The organism is Mycobacterium sp. 1165196.3, assembly GCF_001673415.1.
In the GTDB taxonomy this organism is placed as follows: domain Bacteria; phylum Actinomycetota; class Actinomycetes; order Mycobacteriales; family Mycobacteriaceae; genus Mycobacterium; species Mycobacterium europaeum_A.
Genome location: NZ_LZLU01000054.1, coordinates 1 through 20,466, shown reverse-complemented (window position 1 = coordinate 20,466; position 20,466 = coordinate 1). Strand labels below are relative to the sequence as shown.

General features: G+C 69.7%; 19 protein-coding genes and 1 pseudogene. 7 read left to right on the top strand and 13 right to left on the bottom strand.

Translation table 11 applies throughout. The features are described 5' to 3' along the window. Positions 1–25 precede the first annotated feature (25 nt). Complete coding sequence (locus A5659_RS04945; protein ID WP_066871683.1) at positions 26–520, bottom strand: polyadenylate-specific 3'-exoribonuclease AS; 495 nt, start codon at positions 518–520, stop codon at positions 26–28. Positions 521–765: 245 nt separating this feature from the next. Further along, positions 766–1,650: a hypothetical protein gene (locus A5659_RS04940; RefSeq protein WP_066871686.1), complete on the bottom strand. Its 885-nt coding sequence runs from the start codon at positions 1,648–1,650 to the stop codon at positions 766–768. Between the two features lie 93 nt (positions 1,651–1,743). Between A5659_RS04940 and A5659_RS04935 the strand changes: the two genes are divergently transcribed. Beyond that, entirely contained in the window at positions 1,744–3,036 is a 1,293-nt protein-coding gene (locus tag A5659_RS04935; RefSeq protein ID WP_067179573.1) for a glycosyltransferase 87 family protein, read from the top strand. Here A5659_RS04935 and A5659_RS04930 read toward each other — a convergent pair. From A5659_RS04930 to A5659_RS04910, 5 genes are all read right to left on the bottom strand, one after another. Further along, entirely contained in the window at positions 3,033–3,761 is a 729-nt protein-coding gene (locus A5659_RS04930) for a 1-acyl-sn-glycerol-3-phosphate acyltransferase (RefSeq protein ID WP_066862594.1), read from the bottom strand. The genes A5659_RS04935 and A5659_RS04930 overlap by 4 nt on opposite strands. Before the next feature lie 86 nt (positions 3,762–3,847). Next, positions 3,848–4,246, bottom strand: coding sequence for a hypothetical protein (locus A5659_RS04925; protein ID WP_066862597.1), 399 nt, complete (start codon positions 4,244–4,246; stop codon positions 3,848–3,850). Then, the gene (locus tag A5659_RS04920; protein ID WP_197497923.1) at positions 4,234–5,514 is read right to left on the bottom strand and encodes an ArsA family ATPase; all 1,281 of its coding nucleotides are present in this window, start codon (positions 5,512–5,514) and stop codon (positions 4,234–4,236) included. The genes A5659_RS04925 and A5659_RS04920 overlap by 13 nt, the downstream gene beginning before the upstream one ends. Then, positions 5,507–5,944, bottom strand: coding sequence for an SRPBCC family protein (locus A5659_RS04915; protein ID WP_066862605.1), 438 nt, complete (start codon positions 5,942–5,944; stop codon positions 5,507–5,509). The genes A5659_RS04920 and A5659_RS04915 overlap by 8 nt, the downstream gene beginning before the upstream one ends. 104 nt (positions 5,945–6,048) lie before the next feature. Beyond that, positions 6,049–6,438, bottom strand: a complete 390-nt coding sequence (locus tag A5659_RS04910; RefSeq protein ID WP_066862607.1) for a polyketide cyclase / dehydrase and lipid transport — start codon at positions 6,436–6,438, stop codon at positions 6,049–6,051. Positions 6,439–6,615: 177 nt separating this feature from the next. Between A5659_RS04910 and A5659_RS04905 the strand changes: the two genes are divergently transcribed. Beyond that, positions 6,616–8,418, top strand: coding sequence for a long-chain fatty acid--CoA ligase (locus A5659_RS04905; protein ID WP_066862610.1), 1,803 nt, complete (start codon positions 6,616–6,618; stop codon positions 8,416–8,418). 9 nt (positions 8,419–8,427) lie between these two features. Here the strand turns inward: A5659_RS04905 and pimB are convergent, their stop codons facing one another. The 4 genes from pimB to A5659_RS04885 form a co-directional block, all read right to left on the bottom strand. Then, positions 8,428–9,567, bottom strand: a complete 1,140-nt coding sequence (gene pimB, locus A5659_RS04900) for a GDP-mannose-dependent alpha-(1-6)-phosphatidylinositol monomannoside mannosyltransferase (RefSeq protein WP_066862636.1) — start codon at positions 9,565–9,567, stop codon at positions 8,428–8,430. Between the two features lie 64 nt (positions 9,568–9,631). Continuing rightward, positions 9,632–10,474, bottom strand: coding sequence for a hypothetical protein (locus A5659_RS04895; protein ID WP_231997737.1), 843 nt, complete (start codon positions 10,472–10,474; stop codon positions 9,632–9,634). A 34-nt stretch (positions 10,475–10,508) separates the two neighbouring features. Continuing rightward, complete coding sequence (gene ripC / locus A5659_RS04890; RefSeq protein WP_066862616.1) at positions 10,509–11,648, bottom strand: peptidoglycan hydrolase RipC; 1,140 nt, start codon at positions 11,646–11,648, stop codon at positions 10,509–10,511. A 177-nt stretch (positions 11,649–11,825) separates the two neighbouring features. Then, on the bottom strand, positions 11,826–12,080 hold the full coding sequence (locus tag A5659_RS04885; RefSeq protein WP_197497922.1) for a hypothetical protein: 255 nt from the start codon (positions 12,078–12,080) through the stop codon (positions 11,826–11,828). Between the two features lie 33 nt (positions 12,081–12,113). Between A5659_RS04885 and A5659_RS04880 the strand changes: the two are divergent. Next, positions 12,114–14,075: pseudogene (locus A5659_RS04880) on the top strand (DEDD exonuclease domain-containing protein); the annotation flags it as partial. Here the strand turns inward: A5659_RS04880 and trpD are convergent. Next, positions 14,013–15,104: an anthranilate phosphoribosyltransferase gene (trpD, locus tag A5659_RS28405; RefSeq protein ID WP_066876646.1), complete on the bottom strand. Its 1,092-nt coding sequence runs from the start codon at positions 15,102–15,104 to the stop codon at positions 14,013–14,015. The pseudogene A5659_RS04880 and the gene trpD overlap by 63 nt on opposite strands. A 129-nt stretch (positions 15,105–15,233) precedes the next feature. On the opposite strand from trpD, the gene A5659_RS04865 reads away from it, so the two are divergent. From A5659_RS04865 to A5659_RS04850, 4 genes are read left to right on the top strand one after another with little or no spacing between them, the layout of a single operon-like run. Next, complete coding sequence (locus tag A5659_RS04865) at positions 15,234–15,845, top strand: heme-copper oxidase subunit III (protein ID WP_066876644.1); 612 nt, start codon at positions 15,234–15,236, stop codon at positions 15,843–15,845. A 29-nt stretch (positions 15,846–15,874) separates the two neighbouring features. Then, positions 15,875–16,732 (top strand): cytochrome c, encoded by an 858-nt coding sequence (locus A5659_RS04860; RefSeq protein WP_066862625.1) that lies wholly within the window; start codon positions 15,875–15,877, stop codon positions 16,730–16,732. 48 nt (positions 16,733–16,780) lie between these two features. Beyond that, positions 16,781–17,992, top strand: coding sequence for a ubiquinol-cytochrome c reductase iron-sulfur subunit (locus A5659_RS04855; RefSeq protein ID WP_066862630.1), 1,212 nt, complete (start codon positions 16,781–16,783; stop codon positions 17,990–17,992). Next, positions 17,989–19,692 (top strand): cytochrome bc complex cytochrome b subunit, encoded by a 1,704-nt coding sequence (locus tag A5659_RS04850; RefSeq protein WP_066862633.1) that lies wholly within the window; start codon positions 17,989–17,991, stop codon positions 19,690–19,692. Before A5659_RS04855 ends, A5659_RS04850 begins: the two co-directional genes overlap by 4 nt. A 238-nt stretch (positions 19,693–19,930) precedes the next feature. Here A5659_RS04850 and A5659_RS04845 read toward each other — a convergent pair. Continuing rightward, on the bottom strand, positions 19,931–20,466 hold a 536-nt coding region (locus A5659_RS04845; protein WP_067179569.1), incomplete at its 5' end, for a DUF2561 family protein.

Sequence of the window (20,466 nt, the reverse complement as noted above, 5' to 3'; positions counted from 1 at the left end):
CGGCCGGGTGCGTCCCGCCGGCGTCTCAGTCCCCACCGGTGATGAGCCGGTATCTGCGGAGCTGATCGCGCGCGTCGACCAGCGCGTCGTGCGCGTCGGACGATCGGGGCGGCATCCGTGGGCTGCCCCGGTCCTCCCACAGTTGCCGCAGCTCACGGGTGAAGCGCGGGATCGCTCGCGGCAGCTCCGGCATGGTGCCCCACAGCTGACACAAGGCCACGTGGTCGTAGGCCGCCACCCACGCCCACAGCTCGATCGGCTCGGCGGCCGCCCGCCCGGAATTCAGGCCGAAGAAGTCCTCCAGGTCCTCCCGGATCTGGCGGCGCGAGCGCCACAGCTGCGACGCCGGGGGCGGCAGCTTGGGCAGCACGTTGGCGCGCACCCAGGGCCCGGCGCGCTCGGGGTCGAATTCGGTGGACACCGCGTAGTACTCGCGGCCGTCTTCGGCGGCCACCCCGATCGAGATCAGCTCGATGGTGCGGCCGTCCTCGATGAATTCGGTGTCGTAGAAGTACCGCACCGGAGAAAGCCTAGACCGGCGACGATGAGTGCCGGCACGGCACGAAAGAGGAGCCGGTCCATCGGCCTAGACCGGCGACGATGAGTACCGGCACGGCACGAAAGAGGAGCCGGTCCATCGGCCTAGACCGGCGACGATGAGTACCGGCACGGCACGAAAGAGGAGCCGGTCCATCGGCCTAGACCGGCGACGATGAGTGCCGGCACGGCACGAAAGAGGAGCCGGTCCATCGGCCGGGGAGCCGGCTAGCGGCCGATCAGGATGGGCCCGGTGGGCGCCGGCGCGGGGTGGATCTCATGGTCGAGCGTGGCGTCGACGGTGCGATCGTCAGGCAGCCGCGGTGTGCCGGCGATGGCGCACTGCAGGTACAGCTTGGCCCGCACCACCGGGCGGCGCAGTCTCCGCTCGCGTTGCAGCGCGCGGCGCATCTTGTCCGGTTGCGTCGAATACCGCCACCGCGCCCACGGGGCGTGCGGGCGCGACAGCCGGATGGCGCCGATCACCAGCAGGATGACCAGGAACATGCCCAGCAGGCCGGTCCACACCTTGCCCTTGAGCACCACCACGACGGCCAGGGGCAACGTCAGCGCCATGGCGCTGGCCACCACGGCCCGCAGCAGCGCCGAGTCGGCGTTGTGCCAGATCGGCAGGAAAAACATCAGCGGGTGCAGACCCATGATCAACAGCCCGGCCACCGCCACCGCGGCGAACACCGCGTCCACCGAGGTGCGGCCGTCTTCGGACCAGTACACGTCGGACAGGTGCAGGATCAGTGCGTACTCGTCCAGAACCAGGGCGGCGCCGATCCCGAAAAAGGTTGCCGCGATGGTGAATTCGGGTTCATGCCCGTCGATGGCCAGCGTGACCAGCGTCAGGCCGGAGAGCAGGGTCAGCACCACCCCGAAGGTCACGTGGTGAATGTGCACTCCCCCGACGTGGACGTTGCGCGGGTGCCACCACCGGGTGGGCCTGCCGTTGTCCGCGCGGTGCCGGATCAACCGCACGAACGTCCGCGTGACGAAAAACGTCAGGATGAAGGCGACCAGGCAGCACAGCAGCGGCAGGTGCCCGCGGTCGTACACGTCGTGGGCAAACCATCGGGTCACCTCGGACACGAACGAATGGAGCACTCTTGAAAGCTACGCCTGTCTGCGCCGGGCAGGTGGGACCCGCGCTGCACCAGGCGGGTCGGGGGCCGCGCACCCATTACGCTGTGGTGCGACATGAGTACACGGCAGGCGCCCGGCGTGGGCTTGGCAGGCAAGCGGGGCCCCGGGTGGGTGCTGGGGTGGGGGCTGGCGTGGCTGACCGCCGCCGCGGGGCTCAGTTATGCGGCGTGGCAGCTGTTCGGGCACACGCCCTATCGCATCGACATCGACGTCTATCAGATGGGCGCGCGGGCGTGGATGGACGGCCACCCGCTGTACCGCGGGGACGTGCTGTTCCACACGCCGATCGTGGATCTGCCGTTCACCTATCCGCCGCTGGCGGCCATCGTGTTCTGCCCGTTCGCCTGGATGCACATGCCCACCGCCAGCGTCGCGATCACCGCCCTGACACTGTTGCTGCTGGTGGTGTCCACGGTGATCGTGCTGACCCGCCTCGACGTCTGGAGCACCTCGGCGACGCTGCCCGGTCCGGCCTGGCTGCGCCGGTGGTGGCTGGCGATCGTCGCCGCGGCGGCGGCGACGGTCTGGCTGGAACCGATCAGCTCGAACTTCGCCTTCGGCCAGATCAACGTGGTGCTGATGACGCTGGTGGTCGCCGACTGCGTGCCGCGGCGTACGCCGTGGCCGCGCGGGCTGCTGCTGGGCCTGGGTATGGCGCTGAAGCTGACCCCGGCGGTGTTCCTGCTCTATTTCCTGCTGCGCCGCGACACCCGGGCCGCGCTGACCGCGCTGGCGTCTTTCGTGGGGGCGACGCTGCTGGGTTTCGTACTGGCCTGGAACGACTCGTGGGAGTACTGGACGCACACCGTGCACCACACCGACCGGATCGGTTCCGCGTCGTTGAACACCGACCAGAACATCGCCGGCGCGCTGGCCCGGCTGGGGCTCGGGCAGCAGGAACGCTCCCTGCTCTGGGTGGCCGCGTCGCTGCTGGTGCTGGCGCTGACGGTCTGGGCGATGCGACGGGTGTTGCGCGCCGAGGAGCCCACGCTCGCGCTGGTCTGCGTCGCGCTGTTCGGGCTGGTGGTCTCGCCGGTGTCCTGGTCGCACCACTGGGTCTGGGTGCTGCCGGCGGTGCTGGTGACGGCGATCGTGGGCTGGCGGCGCCGCAACGCGGCGCTGATCGTGGTCAGCGCCGCGGGGGTGGCGCTGATGCGGTGGTCGCCGATCGACCTGCTGCCCAAGCACCACGAGGCCAGCGCGGTCTGGTGGCGTCAGCTCGCCGGGATGTCCTATGTGTGGTGGGCGCTGGCGGTGCTCGTCACGGTGGGTGTCACCGTCACCGCCCGCGGATTGGCGCGGGATACGGCCCCGCAGCAGCTGGCGCCGGCTACCGCCGTCGGCTAACCGGCCGCGGTCTCGGGGATCCGGACGGCCTCGCCATTGGCGGCGCCGTCGTCACCGCCCTTTTTTAGGCTCGCCGCGTAGATGTCGACGTATTCCTGACCGGACAGCCCCATCAGCTCATAGATCACTTCGTCGGTGACGGCCCGCTCGATGAAGCGGTTGCCGGCCAGCCCGTCGAACCGGGAGAAGTCCATCGGCTTGCCGAAGCGGACGGTGACCCGGCCGAACCGCAACATATTCGTCCCGGGCGGGTTGACGACGTTGGTGCCGATCATCGCGACCGGGATCACCGGAACACCGGTCTCCAGCGCCAGCCGGGCCAGTCCCGTCTTGCCTTTGTACAGCCGGCCGTCCGGCGACCGGGTGCCCTCGGGGTACATGCCCAGCAGCTTGCCCTGGCTCAGCACCTGCTGCGCCGTCGTGAGCGCGGCCCGGGCGCTGTCGGCGTCGGTGCGGTCGATCGGCACCTGGCCGACGGCGGTGAAGAACCACCGCTGGAACCAGCCCTTGAAACCGGTGCCGGTGAAGTACTCCGACTTGGCCAAAAACGTGATGCGGCGACGCACCACCAGCGGAAGGTAGAAGCTGTCCATCACCGCCAGGTGGTTACTGGCCAGTATCGCCGGCCCGGAACTCGGAACGTGTTCTAGGCCTTCGACTTTCGGGCGCCCCAGCAGTGACAGCAGCGGGCCGAGGAGCACGTACTTGAACAGCCAGTACCACATGGCCCTCCCTCTCGGCTATTCCCGCTGATGTTCTGCGCCAACTGTACCCATCCCCACCCGAACCGACCACCTGCGACGCAGGCGGCTCACTCCTCGAGCGTGACCGGGATGGGCTGATACCGGGTCCGCGATGCGGCGTCGGCGGGAGCGCCGGGCCCGCCACCGGGCGGACCGTCGGGCGGCGGTTCCGGCGCCGGGCCGCCGGACCGGTCGATGTCGTTGACGATGTCGCGAATCACCTCGAGCAGGGCGATGCTGTGGTCGGCGATCGCGGTGAGCAACGGGTGCTGGTCGCCGGTGGCCAGCGCGGCCAGCGCGCATACCGGGCACCACACCTGTTGGCACTTACCGGTGCCCACGCCCGCGCCGGCCGTCAGCGCCGCCGCCGCGCGCACCGCGGGGTCGATGCCGTCGAGGATCGTCTGGGCGAGCCTGCGCAGTTCCGGACCGATGTCGGAATGACCCCCACCACTCACTTCGGCCACACCTCCGGATCTGGTTGAAAACGCACCGTCAGTTCGCTACCCCGTAGGTGTGCGTCCAACACGGTGCACCGCCGAAGTACTGATGCCAACCTAACCCTGCGCCGCAATCCCCCGGCGCTGATGATCAGATCGTCATCGACGCGGCCCAGCGTCAGGCCCGACGGATCGAGTTGCGGCAACACCAGCCGCATCCGGTAGACGGACCCTAGTCCCGTCCCGGATTCGAGGTCCACGGTGGGCCGCAACGGACCCGGCGGCGCCGTGCCGCCGCGGCGCCGCGCCGCGTCGAGCAGCCCGCTCAGCGCCTTGGGGCCGATCGGCTCGCCGGACAGGTGCGGGGTCATCACCAGCGCCACCTCGCCGATGGTGGCGTCGAGCTCGTCGAGCACGCTGCGCTGCTCGGCGATGCGCTCGGTGTACCAGTAGAAGGCGGGGTGCTCGGGCAGATTGCGGTACTCGTACGAGTCATCTTGCAGCAGAACCTGATTCACGATCAGCTCTTCGACCCGCACGCCCATCAGGGCCAGCGAGCCCAGCGTTCGGGCCGCCTCGGCCGCGACCACCCGCTCGGGGGTCAGCACCAGGTGCGCACTCACCAGATCGCCGTCGGTGAGCAGCGCGCTCAGCGACTCCACCTCCGAGCTGATCCGCTCGAGCAGCTCGACCACCGCCGCCGACCGGGCGTCGTCGGCGGTGACCGACAGCCGGCGATGCCGCGGCCAGGCCCGCTCGACGTACAGCCCGAAGGTGGCGGGCAAAGTCAGCATTCGCAGGGCGTCGGCGGTCGACGCGCAATCGACCACCACCCGATCCCATCGCCCGCTGCGGGCCAGCCCGCCGACGGCGTGCAGCCCGAGAACTTCCTGCACCCCGGGCAGGGCCGAAAGTTCTTCGGGCGCAATGGTACCCAGTTCGGAGTCGGGAAAACGCCGATCCAGGGTGGCGACGACCTCACGCCAGCGGACCTCGAGCAGCGCCAGCGTGTCCAAGGCCAGTGCGTCGAGAAACCCGCCGCCGGCCTCCGCTTGCCCGGTGTCCAGGTCGGCCAGCACCCGCACCAGGTCGCCCCGACTCGGCGAGACGGGAACGCCCAGTACGTCACCCAGCGAGTGCGCCTGGTCGGTGGAGATCACCAGCACCCGTTGCCCGGCGCTCGCGGCACCGACGGCGGTGGCGCAGGCCAGGGTGGATTTCCCTACCCCGCCTTTGCCGACGAAAAGGCTGATCCGGGCCGGGGCGGGCGCTCCGAATTCAGTGGACTCACTCAGCCTCGACTCGTTTCTTCAGATCCTTCAACGCGGTGTCGGTCAACCGGCGCTCGGCCTTGCGCTTGAGCAGCCCGATCATCGGCATGGCCAGGTCGACGGAGAGTTCGTAGGTGACTTCGGTGCCAGATCCCTTGGCCGCCAGTCGATATGAGCCTTCCAGCGCACGCAGCAGCGAGCTCGAGACCAGCGTCCAGCTCACCGATTGGCGATCCTTGGGCCACTCGTAGGACATCACCATCGTGTCCTTGATCACCGTGGCGTCCATGACGATCCGCGCAACCTTCGGGTAGCCGTCGGCGTCCTTCTCCTGGACCTCGGCTTCCTTGTACTCCGAGATCCACTGGGGGTAGGAATCGATGTCGGCGATCACCTGCATCACGGTGGCCGGGTCGGCCTCGATGTAGATGGTTTGCGTCGTCTTCTCCGCCACCTGATTGCTGCCCTCTCTCCCGCGAACGGATCGACCGCTGTCGACTGTGGGGATCCCGCGGGTCTCGGTCCGACACGGTACTCTCCGCGGCGGACCCGACCCGGCTAAACTACCGGAGAAACTCCGACCGGACGTGACCGTTCCAGTGTCGTCTTGACCTCGAAGGCCATTTTCTTGCCCGCCACCCGACGGCGGTGCGTCATCTTCGCCAAGTTCAGCTTGGCCAGCTGCCAGGCCGCCACCCCGGTCGGCTCGGCGTGCAGGAAGTAGTGCAGCACGACGCCGTCCAGCGACGGTTCCAGCCAGATTTCCATGGTGCCCGTCAACGCGCCGGTGACCGACCACCGGATGCCCTTTTCCCCGCGGTCCTCGACGACCTCCAGCCGCAGGTCCGGCCACCAGCGCCGCCAGCTGGACCGATCGGCCACCGCGGCGCCCACCCGCGCGCCGTCGGCGGCGACAAACGTCTCATCCGCGATCTGGATGCTGTTCATCACCCCAGCTTCACACACCGGCCCGCGCCGCCCCGCCGAGGGCGGGCCGGACGTCGCGGCCCGCAATCGCGGTCCCGGCCCACCCACTGCTAGCCGTGCTGGGTCAACGCGCGGATTAGGCTGGTCGGCAGCAACCCGCTCCCGGGAATCTCCACGAGGTCGATTGAGGTCATAAGAGTGCGTGAGTACAGCGTCCCCGCCCGCTTCTCCGTCGGCGAAAACGACAACATCGCCGCGATGGTCTTCGAACACGAGCGCGACGACCCCAACTTCGTCATCTACCAGCGTCAGATCGACGGCGAGTGGACCGACGTCACCTGCGCCCAGGCGGCCGAGCAGATCCGCTCGGCCGCATTGGGTTTGATCTCCCTGGGCGTAGAGGCCGGCGACCGGGTGTCCATCTTCTCGGCCACCCGCTACGAATGGGCGATCCTCGACCTGGCCATCCTGGCGGTGGGTGCGGTCACCGTGCCGATCTACGAGACGTCGTCGGCCGAGCAGGTCCGCTGGGTGCTACAGGATTCCGAGGCGGTGCTGGCGTTCGCGGAAACCGACGAGCACGCGGCCATGGTCACCGAGCTGACCGCCGAACTACCCGCGCTGCGCCGGGTGCTGCACATCGACGGTTCGGGGCCCAAGGCGCTCGACCAGCTCGTGGAGGCCGGCGCGTCGGTGGCACCGGCCGAGCTGACCGCGCGCCTCGAGGCGCTGCGGGCGTCGGACCCGGCCACCCTGATCTACACCTCGGGCACCACGGGGCGGCCCAAGGGCTGCCAGCTGACCCATTCGAATCTGCTGTATGAGACCCGCGGCGCCAAGGAGAGCCTGCCGACGCTGCTCGACGAGGGCCAGCGGCTGCTGGTGTTCTTGCCGCTGGCGCACGTGCTGGCGCGCTCGCTCACGTTGTCCGCGTTCGCCAACAAGGTCACCGTCGGCTTCACCAGCGACATCAAGAACCTGGTGCCGCTGTTCGCGGTGTTCAAGCCGACCGTGGTGGTGTCGGTGCCGCGGGTGTTCGAGAAGGTTTACAACACCGCCGAGCAGAACGCCTCGAACGACGGCAAGGGCCGGATCTTCGCGGCGGCCGTCCAAACCGCCGTCGACTGGAGCGAGGCGCAGGACCGCGGCCGCCGCGGCCCGCTGCTGCGCGCCAAGCACGCCCTGTTCGACCGGCTGGTGTACAACAAGCTGCGCGCCGCGCTGGGCGGTGACTGCCACGCGGCCGTCTCCGGCGGCGCGCCGCTGGGCTCGCGGCTGGGGCACTTCTACCGCGGCGTCGGCCTGACCATCCACGAGGGTTACGGCCTGACCGAGACCAGCTCGGCGATCACCGTCAACCAGGTCGGCAACGTCAAGATCGGCACGGTCGGAACGTTGGTGCCGGGCAACAGCATGCGCATCGCCGAGGACGGCGAACTGCTCGTGCGCGGCGGCGTGGTGTTCACCGGCTACTGGCGTAACGAGCAGGCCACCCGCGACGCGTTCACCGATGGCTGGTTCAGGACCGGCGACCTGGGCGTGCTCGACGAGGACGGCTTCTTGAAGATCACCGGGCGCAAGAAGGAGATCATCGTCACCGCCGGCGGCAAGAACGTCGCGCCGGCCGTCCTGGAGGACCGGCTGCGGGCCCACCCGTTAATCAGTCAGGCGATGGTGGTCGGGGACAACAAGCCGTTCATCGGCGCGCTGATCACCATCGACCCCGAGGCGTTCGACGGCTGGAAGCAGCGCAACCAGAAGGGCGCCGGCGCCTCGGTGGGCGATCTGGCCACCGACCCCGACCTGGTCGCCGAGGTGGACGCGGCCATCAAGGACGCCAATCAGGCTGTGTCGCATGCGGAATCGATCCGCAAGTTCCGCATCCTGCCGGTCGATTTCACCGAGGACACCGGCGAACTGACGCCGACGATGAAGGTCAAGCGTAACGTGGTGGCCGAGAAGTTCGCCTCCGACATCGAGGCCATCTACGAGAAGGACTAATGGCGCCGGTCAGCCCAGCAGCGCGCCCAGCCGCGCCGCCAGGGTGTCCCACCGCCACTGGGCCATCACCCAGTCGCGCCCGGCCGCGCCCATCGCGGCCGCGCGGTCGCGATCGGTCAGCAATTCGGTGACGGCACCGGCGATCTCGGCCACCTCGCGGCCGTCGACGACCAACCCGGTCTTGTTGTGCTGCACCGTTTCTGGGGCTCCCCCGGATTTGCCGGCGATGACCGGCACGCCGGTCGCCGAGGCCTCGAGGTACACGATGCCCAACCCCTCGACGTCCAGCCCGGCACCGCGGGTGCGGCACGGCATCGCGAACACGTCGGCCAGCGCGTGATGCGTGGCCAACTCGGCGGCCGGTACGCCGCCGGTGAACGTCACGTCGTCTTCCACCCCGCACTCACGGGCCAGCGCGCGCAGCGAGTCCATATACGGGCCGCCGCCGACGATGACCAATGCGGCGCCGTCGACGCGCCGCCGGATCGACGGCAGGGCCTTGATGAGCATGTCCTGGCCCTTGCGTGGCACCAGCCGCGACACGCACACCACGGTGGGCCGCTCGCCCAACCCGTAACGGTCCCGCAGCTCGGCCCGGCCCGCCGGGTCGGGCCGGAACCGTTCGGTGTCCACACCCGAGGGCAGGTATTCCAGCGACGCCTGGGGGCCGAACGCCGGCGCGAACCGGGACCGAGTGTAGCGGCTGACGAACGTGACGACGTCGGTGTCGTCACCGATGCGGCGCAGCACCGAGCGGGCGACCGGAAGCATCGACCACCCGACCTCGTGGCCGTGGGTGCTGGCCAGCACGCGGCTCGCCCCGGCCCCGCGGGCGCGGGAGGCCAACAGCGCCAGCGGCGCGGCCGCGCCGAACCAGACCGTGTCGATGCCGCCCTCGGCGATCAGCCGCCGCATCCGGGCGTCGACCGCCGGGCCGGGCAGCATCAGGGTGCCCGGATGGCGCACCACCCGATAACCGGCGGCCTCGGCTGAGTGGTCGAAGGCGTCGGCGCCCTTCCACTGCGGCGCGTACACCGTCACCGTATGCGGCCCGGCGTCGACCAGCCGGCCGACGAACTCGCCGAGGTACGACTGGATGCCGCCCGGGCGGGGCGGAAAGTCGTTGGTTACCAGCAGGACCCGACTCACCTGCGACAGGCTAGCCTGGCGCCGGCGCACCCCGCGCACACGGTCCGAGCCGTGCGATGCGGCCTTAGTGGCCCAGCCACTGATGCCAGCGCGTGAGCAGGCCCGCCGGGCTGTCGCCCAGCACATCCTGACCGGCGGCGGCGATGTCGACATGCCGCACGCCGCAGGTGGCCAGGTAGAGGTCGCGCAATTTCGGCGCTCCGTAGGTGTCGGCGACGAACCGGGCGAACCACCACGCGCGGTCGTAGGCCAACGAGCGCTGCTCCCCCGGCACGTCGAGATCGGCGTCGGTGGGCAACGTCATGGGCAGCAGCGTCTCGGCGGGCACCGGCACGGGCGGGCGGCCGACGAAGTCGGCCACCCCCTCGGTGAGCCAGCGAGGTGCATCCGCGACGGTGTCGACGCGCGCGGCGTAGTGAAAAAGCTCGTGCGCCAACACGATTCGCAACGATGCGGCGCTCATGGTGGCCGCGCCGGGCGCGAACACGATCCGCTGGCCCTCGGCGACCCGGCGAACGGGATCGAGCCGGTCGACCACCGTCACGGCCGCGATGTCGGCCCACTGCGACGCCGGTCCCCCGCCGGCGGCGGCGCGAAATTCCTCGTCGGTGCCGGCCGCGACCACCGAGATCTCACGGGCCCAGTCGGTACCCCAGAACGACTCCACCGCGGCGATCGCCGCGGGCATGCCCGACGCCACCCGGGACAGCAGCCGGTCGCTGGCGGGGCCGCCGAGCCCCAGCAGCCGCACGGTGCGGTCGCCGACGGTGATCGACCTGGCCGACGCGGGGAGTTGGCTGCGGGCCGGGGTGACCAGCTGGGCGGGCCGGATCCGGGCTTCGCGCTGGGCGTCGAACGGCACGGCCGCGGCCACCAGCAGTTCGACGACGAATACCCAAGCCAGCAGTATCGAGAGCCGCCGGCGACGCGGTCGGGGGTGTCTAGTAACGGCGAGCGTCGTAGATCGGACCGCCGGCGCTCATCGGCGCCACCCGGACCGGCACGCCATAGGTAGAGGAATGGATCATCATGCCGTCACCGATGTAGATGCCGGTGTGCGAGGCGTCGGAGTAGAAGGTCAGCACGTCACCGGGCTGCAGATCACCCAGCGAGACGGGCTGCCCGCCGTGGGCCAGCGCCTGGCTGGAGTGCGGCAGCGAAATGCCGGCTTGCTGGAATGCCCACATCACCAGGCCGGAACAGTCGAAACCGCCGGGTGCGGAGCCGCCCCACACGTAGGGCGAACCGACCTGGGTCAGCGCGGCCTGCACGACGGTGGCGCGGTCACCGCCGCCGACACCGCCAGGCGTCGTTCCGGGCATGCCCGGCATTCCGCCGGCGGGCGGAGCCTCACCCGGCGCCTGCCCGGCGGGCGCGCCCGGGGGCGCCGCTTCCGGGGGTGCCGGAGCGCCGGGAGGCGGGGCGGGGTTGGCCAGCGCGGTGCGCTGATCGGCCGTTAAAGACAGGTATTGGGACTTGACCACCGCGATCTGCACCTGCAGCTGGCTCTGCTTGGACTGAAGGCTCGCCCGGACCGCCGCGGCCTGCTCGGCCGCGCTCTTGGCGTCGGCGGCCGACTTGGCGGACTCGCGCTCGGCCTTGGCGGCCTGCTCCCCGGCGATCTGGAAGCTCTTCATCTGGTCGGTCATCTGCGTGGCCATCACGCGCTGCACCGCCAGCTTGTCGATCAGGCCCTGCGGCGAGCCGGCGGTCAGGATGGCTTCCATGCCGTCGACGCGACCACCCATGTAGGTCGCGGCGGCCAGCTTGTTGACCGAATCCTGATACGAGGCCAGATGCGCCTTCGCCGCATCGACCGCGGCCTGGTCGTCGATGTGCTTCTTGTCCGCCGCGCGCTGGGCGGCCAGCTTGTCGTTCAGATCCAGCTGGGCGCTGTGCATCGCCTCGGTGGTCTGCTCGGCCTGGCGCGACAGTTGGTTGAGTTTTGCCGTGGCGTCTTCGGCCGGGTCTGCCCACACGGGGGCCGTCACCACACCGGACAAGATCGCGAAGCCAGCTAGCGTCCCTATTGCCGAACGTGTGAGGACACGCGCAACCGGGTACCTAGATGCAAGCCTCAAGATTTGCTTCCTTAAACGGCCATAGACGAAAAGGTCGTCGAGCTGGTTTAGGTCTCAAACAGGTTACGAAACGATATCGGCGTTTGTCCAAAGCGAGCGGTTAAGAAATTAGAAAGAATCCTGTCATTTCTATGTGAATCGTTTCGCGTTCGCGAGGACCTTTGCGGGACAAGGCAATTACGCTACACCAGAGCCACGGTCCCGACGAATCGGGACAAGCCGAAGGCGCGGCGCCAACCCGGCCTCGGCGAGAACCTCCAAAGCCGCTCGCTCGTCCTGCAATAAAGTATCCGGAACCCCGAGTATCACGCTGACGACACAGTCGCGGCAGCCGGGGCCGCGCACCGCGCACTCGTCGCAGTCGATCACCACCGGCGTCCCCGGGTCGGGCGGCGTCATGCCGATGTCGGTGGGTTCGGTTCGTGGTGCCATCGGGGTGGGTCCTCTCGCTTGGGCTCCGGCACAGTGGGTCAGCGAACATCACGCCGGACTGCCCGAACCGTAACCGCGGCCACCGACAGGTATCCGTCCCCGCGCTCCGGCGTGGGAGCCGCCCGGGTGTCGGTCGTCGGGCTTAACGTCACCGCCGTGGCTTCCCGGGGCGCGACGCAGCTGAGCTTCGCCGACGTCGGGGCACCGTTCACGCCCGACGAGCTGTCCCTGCGCGAGACCACGTTCGTCGTCGTGGACCTGGAGACCACCGGTGGGCGCACCAAGGCCACCGGGGGAACCGCCCCCGACGCCATCACCGAGATCGGGGCGGTCAAGGTGCGCGGCGGCGTGGTGCTCGGCGAGTTCGCCACGCTGGTGGATCCGCAGCGCAGCATCCCGCCCCAGGTCGTGCAGCTGACCGGCATCACCACCGCGATGGTCTGCGACGCACCGGCCATCGACGCGGTGCTGCCGATGTTCTTCGAGTTCGCCGGCCTGGACCACGGCACGGTGCTGGTCGCCCACAACGCCGGGTTCGACGTCGGCTTCCTACGGGCGGCCGCGCAACGGTGCGACATCGCCTGGCCGCGCCCGCAGGTGCTGTGCACGGTCCGGCTGGCCCGCCGGGTGCTGTCCCGCGAGGAAGCGCCCAGCGTCCGGCTGGCCGCCCTGGCCCGGCTGTTCGCGGTGGCCACTCAGCCCACCCACCGCGCCCTCGACGACGCCCGCGCCACCGTCGACGTGCTGCACGCCCTCATCGAGCGGGTGGGCAACCAGGGCGTGCACACCTACGCCGACCTGCGCGCCTACCTGCCCGACGTGACACCCGCGCAGCGCCGCAAGCGGGTGCTCGCCGAGGGACTGCCGCGCCGGCCCGGCGTGTATCTGTTCCGCGGGCCGTCGGGCGAGACGCTCTACATCGGCACCGCCGTCGACCTGCGACGACGGGTCGGCCAGTACTTCACCGGCGCCGACCCGCGCGGCCGGATGAAGGAGATGGTCGCGCTGGCAGAGTCGGTCGACCACGTCGAGTGCGCCCATGCGCTGGAGGCCGGCGTGCGCGAGCTGCGGCTGCTGGCCGCGCACGCCCCGCCATACAACCGGCGGTCCAGGTTTCCGCACCGATGGTGGTGGGTGGCGCTGACCGACGAGGCCTTTCCCCGCCTGGCGGTGGTGCGGGCGCCGCGACACGAGCGGGCCGTCGGCCCGTTTCGGGCCCGCGCCGACGCCGCCGACACCGCCGCCCTGCTGGCCCGGTTCACCGGCCTGCGCACCTGCACCAACCGGCTGGGGCGCTCGGCGTTGCACGGGCCGTCGTGCCCCGAGGCGGAGGTGTCGCCGTGCCCGGCCGCGCGCGGCGTGACCGCCACCCAGTACGCCGGCGCCGTCGCGCGGGTCGCGGCGTTGATCGACGGCGCGGACAACGGCACGCTGCGCTCGGCGGTGGACCAGGTCGGCGTGCTCGCGCAGCGGCATCACTTCGAGAGCGCCGCGCGGCTGCGCGACCGCATCGTCACCGCGGTCGAGACGCTGTGGCGCGGGCAGCGGCTGCGCGCGCTGGCGGCGCTGCCCGAGCTGATCGCGGCCGCGCCCGACGGCCAGGGTGGCTATCAGCTGGCCGTCATCCGCCACGGTCAGCTCGCCGCGGCGGGCAGCGCCAGGCGCGGCGTGCCCCCGATGCCGGTCGTCGACGCGATTGTCGCTGGGGCACAAGCGATTCTGCCCACGCCGGGCCCCCTGGGCGGCGCGCTGGTCGAGGAGACCGCGCTGATCACGCGCTGGTTGACCGCGCCCGGCGTGCGCATCGTCAGGGTCGCCGAGGACGGCTGGGCTTCCCCGCTGCGGTCGGCCGGTGCCTGGTCGGCGTGGGCCGCGACGGCCCGCTCGGCGCGGCTGGCCGCAGAACAGGTTGCGGCCCAAGACCTCCGGGACTCAGACCTGCTCGCCGAACCGCACCCATCGCGCGAGCAGGTGTTCGGCCGCACCGGAATCGATGGCCGCGCAGGCGCGGGCCAACCCGTCCTCCCACGCCGGCAACCATTCAGCGCGGCTGGATAACCCGGCGTGCGCGACGATGGCGCCGGCGGCATTGAGCACGACGGCGTCGCGCACCGGGCCCTTGCCGCCGCCCAGCACCGCGCGCACCTCGGCCGCGTTGGCCTGCGCGTCACCGCCCAGCAGGTCGTCGAGATCGGCTCGGGGGAAACCGAATCCGGCCGGATCGAACGTCAGCCTGTCCACCGTGCCCGCCTGCACCCGCCAGATGGTGCTGGTCGTGGTGGTCGTCAACTCGTCGAGCCCGTCGTCACCGTGCACCACCAGCACGCTGGACCGGCGGGCGGCGAACACGCCCGCCATCACCTCGGAGAGGTCAGCGAACGCGCAGCCGATCAAGCCCGCCCGCGGCCGCGCCGGATTGGTAAGCGGCCCAAGGAGATTGAACACCGTCGGCACGCCGATCTCGCGGCGCACCGCGGAGGTGTGCCGGTAGGACGGATGAAACAGCGGCGCGAAGCAGAACCCGATGCCCACCTCGGCGAGGCTGCGCGCGACCTCGTCGGGCCTCAGGTCGATCCGGACGCCGAGCGCCTCGAGCGTGTCGGCGCCGCCGGACAGCGACGATGACGCCCGGTTGCCGTGTTTGACCACCGGCACCCCGGCGGCCGCGGCGACGATCGCCGCCATGGTGGACAGGTTCACGGTGTTGACGCCGTCGCCACCGGTTCCCACGATGTCGACGGTGTCGTCGCGGATGGCGGGCATCGGCAGCGCGTGGTCGAGCATGACGTCGGCCAGCTCGATGACTTCGGCCGAGGTGGGAACCTTCACCTGCATCGCCACCGCGAAGGCCGCGATCTGGGCCGGGCTGGCGTCGCCGGCCATGATCTGGTCCATGGCCCAGGCGGCCTGCCCGCGGGACAGGTCCTCACCGCCCGTCAGACGCGACAGGACCTGCGGCCACGACGGCGCCGGCGCGCCGGACGGCGCGGCCGGGGACGGCGAAGCGTGCGATGACGAAGCCACGCGCCGATGGTCCCACGAGCACCACACCGGCCCCAACCGTCGAGCGCGACGGGCGCGAGCGCGACGCCCCAGACCTCAATTGCCGCCCCGGGTGGAGTTCAACAACTACAAAGCGTCATACTTGCGTATGTGACCAGCGCTGCCGGGACTTCGGGTACTGCAATTACGTCGCGGGTGCATTCGCTGAACCGACCCAACATGGTCAGCGTCGGCACCATCGTCTGGCTTTCCAGCGAGCTGATGTTCTTTGCTGGCCTCTTCGCGATGTACTTCACCGCTCGCGCCCAATCGGGCGGAAAGTGGCCGCCGCCGCCGACCGAGCTGAACCTGTACCAGGCCGTCCCCGTGACATTGGTGCTGATCGCGTCGTCGTTTACCTGCCAGATGGGGGTGTTCGCGGCCGAGCGCGGCGACGTGTTCGGGCTGCGCCGCTGGTACGTGCTCACCTTCCTGATGGGCCTATTCTTCGTTTGCGGACAGGGCTACGAGTACTACCATCTGGTGACGCACGGGACCACCATCCCCGGCAGCGCCTACGGCAGCGTGTTCTACCTGGCGACCGGATTCCACGGTTTGCACGTCACCGGCGGATTGATCGCCTTCATCTTCTTGCTGGCCCGCACCGCGATGAGCAAGTTCACGCCGGCGCAGGCGACGGCCAGCATCGTCGTCTCGTACTACTGGCATTTCGTCGACATCGTGTGGATCGCGCTGTTCGCCGTGATCTATTTCATCCGATGAGCAGGCGCTGGACGAACAGGAGTGCTCGGTTGAAGAAACTGGGATCGACCCGATCCGGTGCGGCCAAGGCGCCGCAGGCGCAGCGCGACCGTTCGCGGCGGCGGCTGCGTCGCCGGTTGTCCGGCGGCCTGCTGCTGCTGATCGCGCTGACCATCGCCGGTGGCCTGGCCGCCATCCTGACGCCGCGGCCGCAGGTGGCCGTCGCGGACGAGTCGAACTCGGCGCTGCTGCGCACCGGCAAGCAGCTGTTCGACACGTCGTGCGTGTCCTGCCACGGCGCGAACCTGCAGGGCGTGCCCGACCGCGGGCCGAGCCTGATCGGCGTCGGCGAGGAAGCCGTCTACTTCCAGGTCTCCACCGGCCGGATGCCCGCGATGACCGGCGAGGCCCAGGCGCCGCGCAAGGAACCGATCTTCGACGAGGCGCAGGTCGACGCCCTGGGCGCCTACGTGCAGGCCAACGGCGGCGGCCCAACGACGGTGCGCAACCCGGACGGCAGCCTGGCGATGCGCTCGCTGCGCGGCCAGGACCTGGGACGCGGCGGTGACCTGTTCCGGCTGAACTGCTCGTCGTGCCACAACTTCACCGGCAAGGGCGGGGCGCTGTCGTCGGGTAAGTACGCGCCGGACCTCGAGCCCGCCAACGAGCAGCAGATCCTGGCGGCCATGCGGACCGGTCCGCAGAACATGCCGAAGTTCTCCGACCGTCAGCTGTCGTTCGAGGCCAAGAAGGACATCATCGGCTACATCAAGGCGGTGACCGAGGAGCGCCAGCCGGGCGGTTACGGCCTCGGCGGATTCGGGCCCGCACCCGAGGGCATGGCCGCCTGGATCATCGGGATGGTCGCCGCCATCGGGCTGGCACTGTGGATTGGGGCACGAGCATGAGCCGCGCCGAGACGATGCAGAGCGAAGCGATGAGGAGGAGCGGCGCAAATGAGTGAGGCGGACGTTCGCGGCTCTGACACCGGCGGGAGCCCGCAGGGCACCGGCGAGCGCGAGCCCGATGACGCGGCCCTGGCCGCCATGTCGCAGCAGGAACTGGTGGCCCTGGGCGGCAAGCTGGATGGCGTCGAGACGGTGTTCAAGGAGCCCCGCTGGCCGATCGAGGGCACCAAGGCCGAAAAGCGCGCCGAGCGTGGCGTCGCCGTCTGGCTTTTGCTGGGCGGGTTCTTCGGCCTGGCGCTGCTGCTGATCTTCTTGTTCTGGCCGTGGGAGTACAAGCCGAAGGAGGAGGCCGGCAGCTTCCTCTATGACCTGGCCACCCCGCTCTACGGGCTGACATTCGGGATGGCGATCCTGTCGATCGGCGTCGGCGTCATCCTGTACCAGAAACGCTTTATCCCGGAAGAGATTTCGATCCAGGACCGCCACGACGGCGCCTCGCGCGACGTCGACCGCAAGACGGTGGTGGCGAACCTGGCCGACGCGTATCAGGGATCGACGGTCGGGCGGCGCAAGCTGATCGGCCTTTCGCTGGGGATGGGGCTGGGCGCGTTCGGCCTGTCCACCCTGGTCGCGTTTGCCGGCGGACTGATCAAGAACCCGTGGAAGCCGGTGGTGCCGACCGCCGACGGCAAGAAGGCCGTGCTGTGGACCTCGGGGTGGACCCCGCGCTATCACGGCGAGACCATCTATCTGGCGCGCGCGACGGGCTCGGCCTCCACCTCGCCGTTCGTCAAGATGCGCCCCGAAGACCTCGACGCCGGCGGCATGGAAACCGTCTTCCCGTGGCGCGAGTCCGACGGGGACGGCACCACCCCCGAATCGCAGGAGAAGCTGCGGGCCATCAACCAGGGTGTGCGAAACCCGGTGATGCTCATCAGGATTCGGCCCACCGACATGGGCCGCGTGGTCAAACGGCAGGGCCAGGAGAGCTTCAACTTCGGTGAGTTCTTCGCCTACACCAAGGTGTGCTCGCACCTGGGCTGCCCCGCATCGCTGTACGAGGAGCAGTCCTACCGGATCCTGTGCCCGTGCCACCAGTCGCAGTTCGACGCGCTGCACTTCGCCAAGCCGATTTTCGGGCCGGCCGCGCGTGCGTTGGCGCAACTGCCGATCACCATCGACACCAACGGGTATCTGGTCGCCAACGGCGACTTCGTCGAGCCCGTCGGACCGGCATTCTGGGAGAGGACGACAACATGAGTCCGAAACTGAGTCCCCCGAAGATCGGCGATGTCCTGGCCCGTCAGGGCGAGGACATCGACACGCGTTATCACCCGTCGGCCGCGGTGCGCAGACAGCTCAACAAGGTCTTCCCCACGCACTGGTCGTTCCTGCTGGGCGAGATCGCGATGTACAGCTTCATCGTGCTACTGCTCACCGGCGTCTACCTGACGCTGTTCTTCGATCCGTCCATGGCCGAGATCACCTACAACGGCGCCTATCAGCCGCTGCGCGGCGTGGACATGTCGAAGGCCTTCGCGTCGACCCTCGACATCTCCTTCGAGGTGCGCGGCGGATTGTTCGTGCGTCAGGTCCACCACTGGGCCGCGCTGATCTTCTCCGCGTCGATCATGGTGCACCTGGCCCGCATCTTCTTCACCGGCGCCTTCCGGCGGCCGCGTGAGGCCAACTGGGTCATCGGTTCGCTGCTGCTGATCCTGGCCATGTTCGAGGGCTACTTCGGCTACTCGCTGCCCGACGACCTGTTGTCCGGCATCGGGTTGCGCGCCGCGCTGTCCTCGATCACGTTGGGCATGCCGGTGATCGGCACCTGGCTGCACTGGGCCCTGTTCGGCGGTGACTTCCCCTGCGGTGGCGTCGGAAACGAATGCGCCACAGCGGGTTACATCATCCCGCGGATGTACGCCCTGCACATCCTGCTGCTGCCCGGGATCATCCTGGCCCTGATCGGGCTGCACCTGGCCATGGTGTGGTTCCAGAAGCACACCCAGTTCCCCGGCCCCGGCCGCACCGAGCACAACGTGGTCGGCGTGCGCGTGATGCCGGTGTTCGCGGTCAAGTCCGGCGCGTTCTTCGCCGCGATCGTCGGCGTGCTGGGCCTGCTCGGTGGTCTGCTGCAGATCAACCCGATCTGGAACCTGGGCCCCTACAAGCCATCTCACGTCTCGGCCGGTTCGCAGCCGGACTTCTACATGATGTGGACCGAAGGCCTGGCCCGCATCTGGCCGCCGTGGGAGTTCTACTTCTGGCACCACACCATTCCGGCGGTGGTCTGGGTGGCGCTGATCATGGGTGGGGTGTTCGGTCTGCTGATCGTCTACCCGTTCCTGGAGAAGCGGTTCAGCGGTGACTATGCGCACCACAACCTGCTGCAGCGCCCGCGCGACGTGCCGGTGCGCACGTCGATCGGCGCCATGGCGATCGCGTTCTACATGTTGCTGACGCTGTGCGCGATGAACGACATCATCGCGTTCAAGTTCGACATCTCGCTGAACGCGACGACGTGGATCGGGCGCATCGGCATGGTGATCGTCCCGCCGGTGGTCTACTTCATCACCTATCGGTGGTGCATCGGACTGCAGCGCAGCGACCGCGCGGTGCTCGAGCACGGCATCGAGACCGGCATCATCAAGCGGCTGCCGCACGGCGCCTACATCGAGCTGCACCAGCCGCTGGGCCCGGTCGACGACCACGGCCACCCGCTGCCGCTGGCGTACCAGGGTGCGCCCCTGCCCAAGAAGATGAACAAGCTGGGCTCGGGTGGATCCCCCGGTAGCGGCAGCTTCCTGTTCGCCGACCCGGCGTCCGAGGACGCGGCGCTGCGGGAGGCGGCGCACGGCTCCGAGCAACGCGCCCTGACCGCGCTGCGCGAGCACCAGGACGGCCTCAACGGCTCGACGAACGGTTCCACCAACGGCTCGACCAACGGCGAGCACTAGCTAGCCCGGACGGCCCGGCTCCTCATCGGCTTCTTCGTGGCCGACGCGGGAGCCGGGCAATCCTGCACCCGGTCGCGTTGCTTGCGTTGCCCGGTTGCGTGGAGCGCGCCCACAACGCGAGACGTAAACCATTGCGACGACGCACGGCGTGTCGTCGCAACGGTTTACGTGTCGAGTGCGCTGACGCGACGGGACCGGCACATCCTCCCCCGCCTGCCAACCCCGTTGCCGTCGGCGGCTACTGGTCGGCGACGACGCCGCGCAGCTGGCGGATGTGCAGCCACTCGACCACCGGCATCGCGGCGGTGATGACGCCGGCGAGCCCGTAGCCGAGCCAGGACGCGCCGTCGTGTCCGACCGCCATCAGGTAGGTCGCCGCCGCGACCGCGATCAGCGCCGCGCCCATGGTGCCGGTCAGTATCACGGTGCCGCGCAACCACACTCGGTCGACCGCCTCGCCCGACCACTCGGCGCCCGATACCGGCGCCGTTTGCACCGTGGCGGCTCGCTCGGGTTTGGTGCGCAGGGCGCCGGTCCCCAGCTGCACCGCAGGTCGTGACGGCCCGCGTGCCGGCGCGGTCATCGCCTGAGCGGCCGGCTCGGACTGCGATATCCGGCGGGCCCGCAACAGGATCGGGATGGCGCCCGCGATGATCAGGGCCGAGACGATGATGACCGCGTACAGCACCCAGGTGGTGTGCGGGCTGCTGGCCGCCTTGTGAAAGCCCCTGCCCAGATCCGCCAGGGCGACGGCGGCCGCCACGCTGACGCCCA

Excerpts from the sequence above, each read along its gene's own strand:
- A5659_RS04855 (WP_066862630.1), top strand. The coding sequence starts at position 16,781 with ATGAGTGAGGCGGACGTTCGCGGCTCTGACACCGGCGGGAGCCCGCAG.
- A5659_RS04910 (WP_066862607.1), bottom strand. The coding sequence starts at position 6,438 with ATGAACAGCATCCAGATCGCGGATGAGACGTTTGTCGCCGCCGACGGC.
- A5659_RS04930 (WP_066862594.1), bottom strand. The coding sequence starts at position 3,761 with ATGTGGTACTGGCTGTTCAAGTACGTGCTCCTCGGCCCGCTGCTGTCA.
- A5659_RS04885 (WP_197497922.1), bottom strand. The coding sequence starts at position 12,080 with ATGGCACCACGAACCGAACCCACCGACATCGGCATGACGCCGCCCGAC.
- A5659_RS04935 (WP_067179573.1), top strand. The coding sequence starts at position 1,744 with ATGAGTACACGGCAGGCGCCCGGCGTGGGCTTGGCAGGCAAGCGGGGC.
- A5659_RS04850 (WP_066862633.1), top strand. The coding sequence starts at position 17,989 with ATGAGTCCGAAACTGAGTCCCCCGAAGATCGGCGATGTCCTGGCCCGT.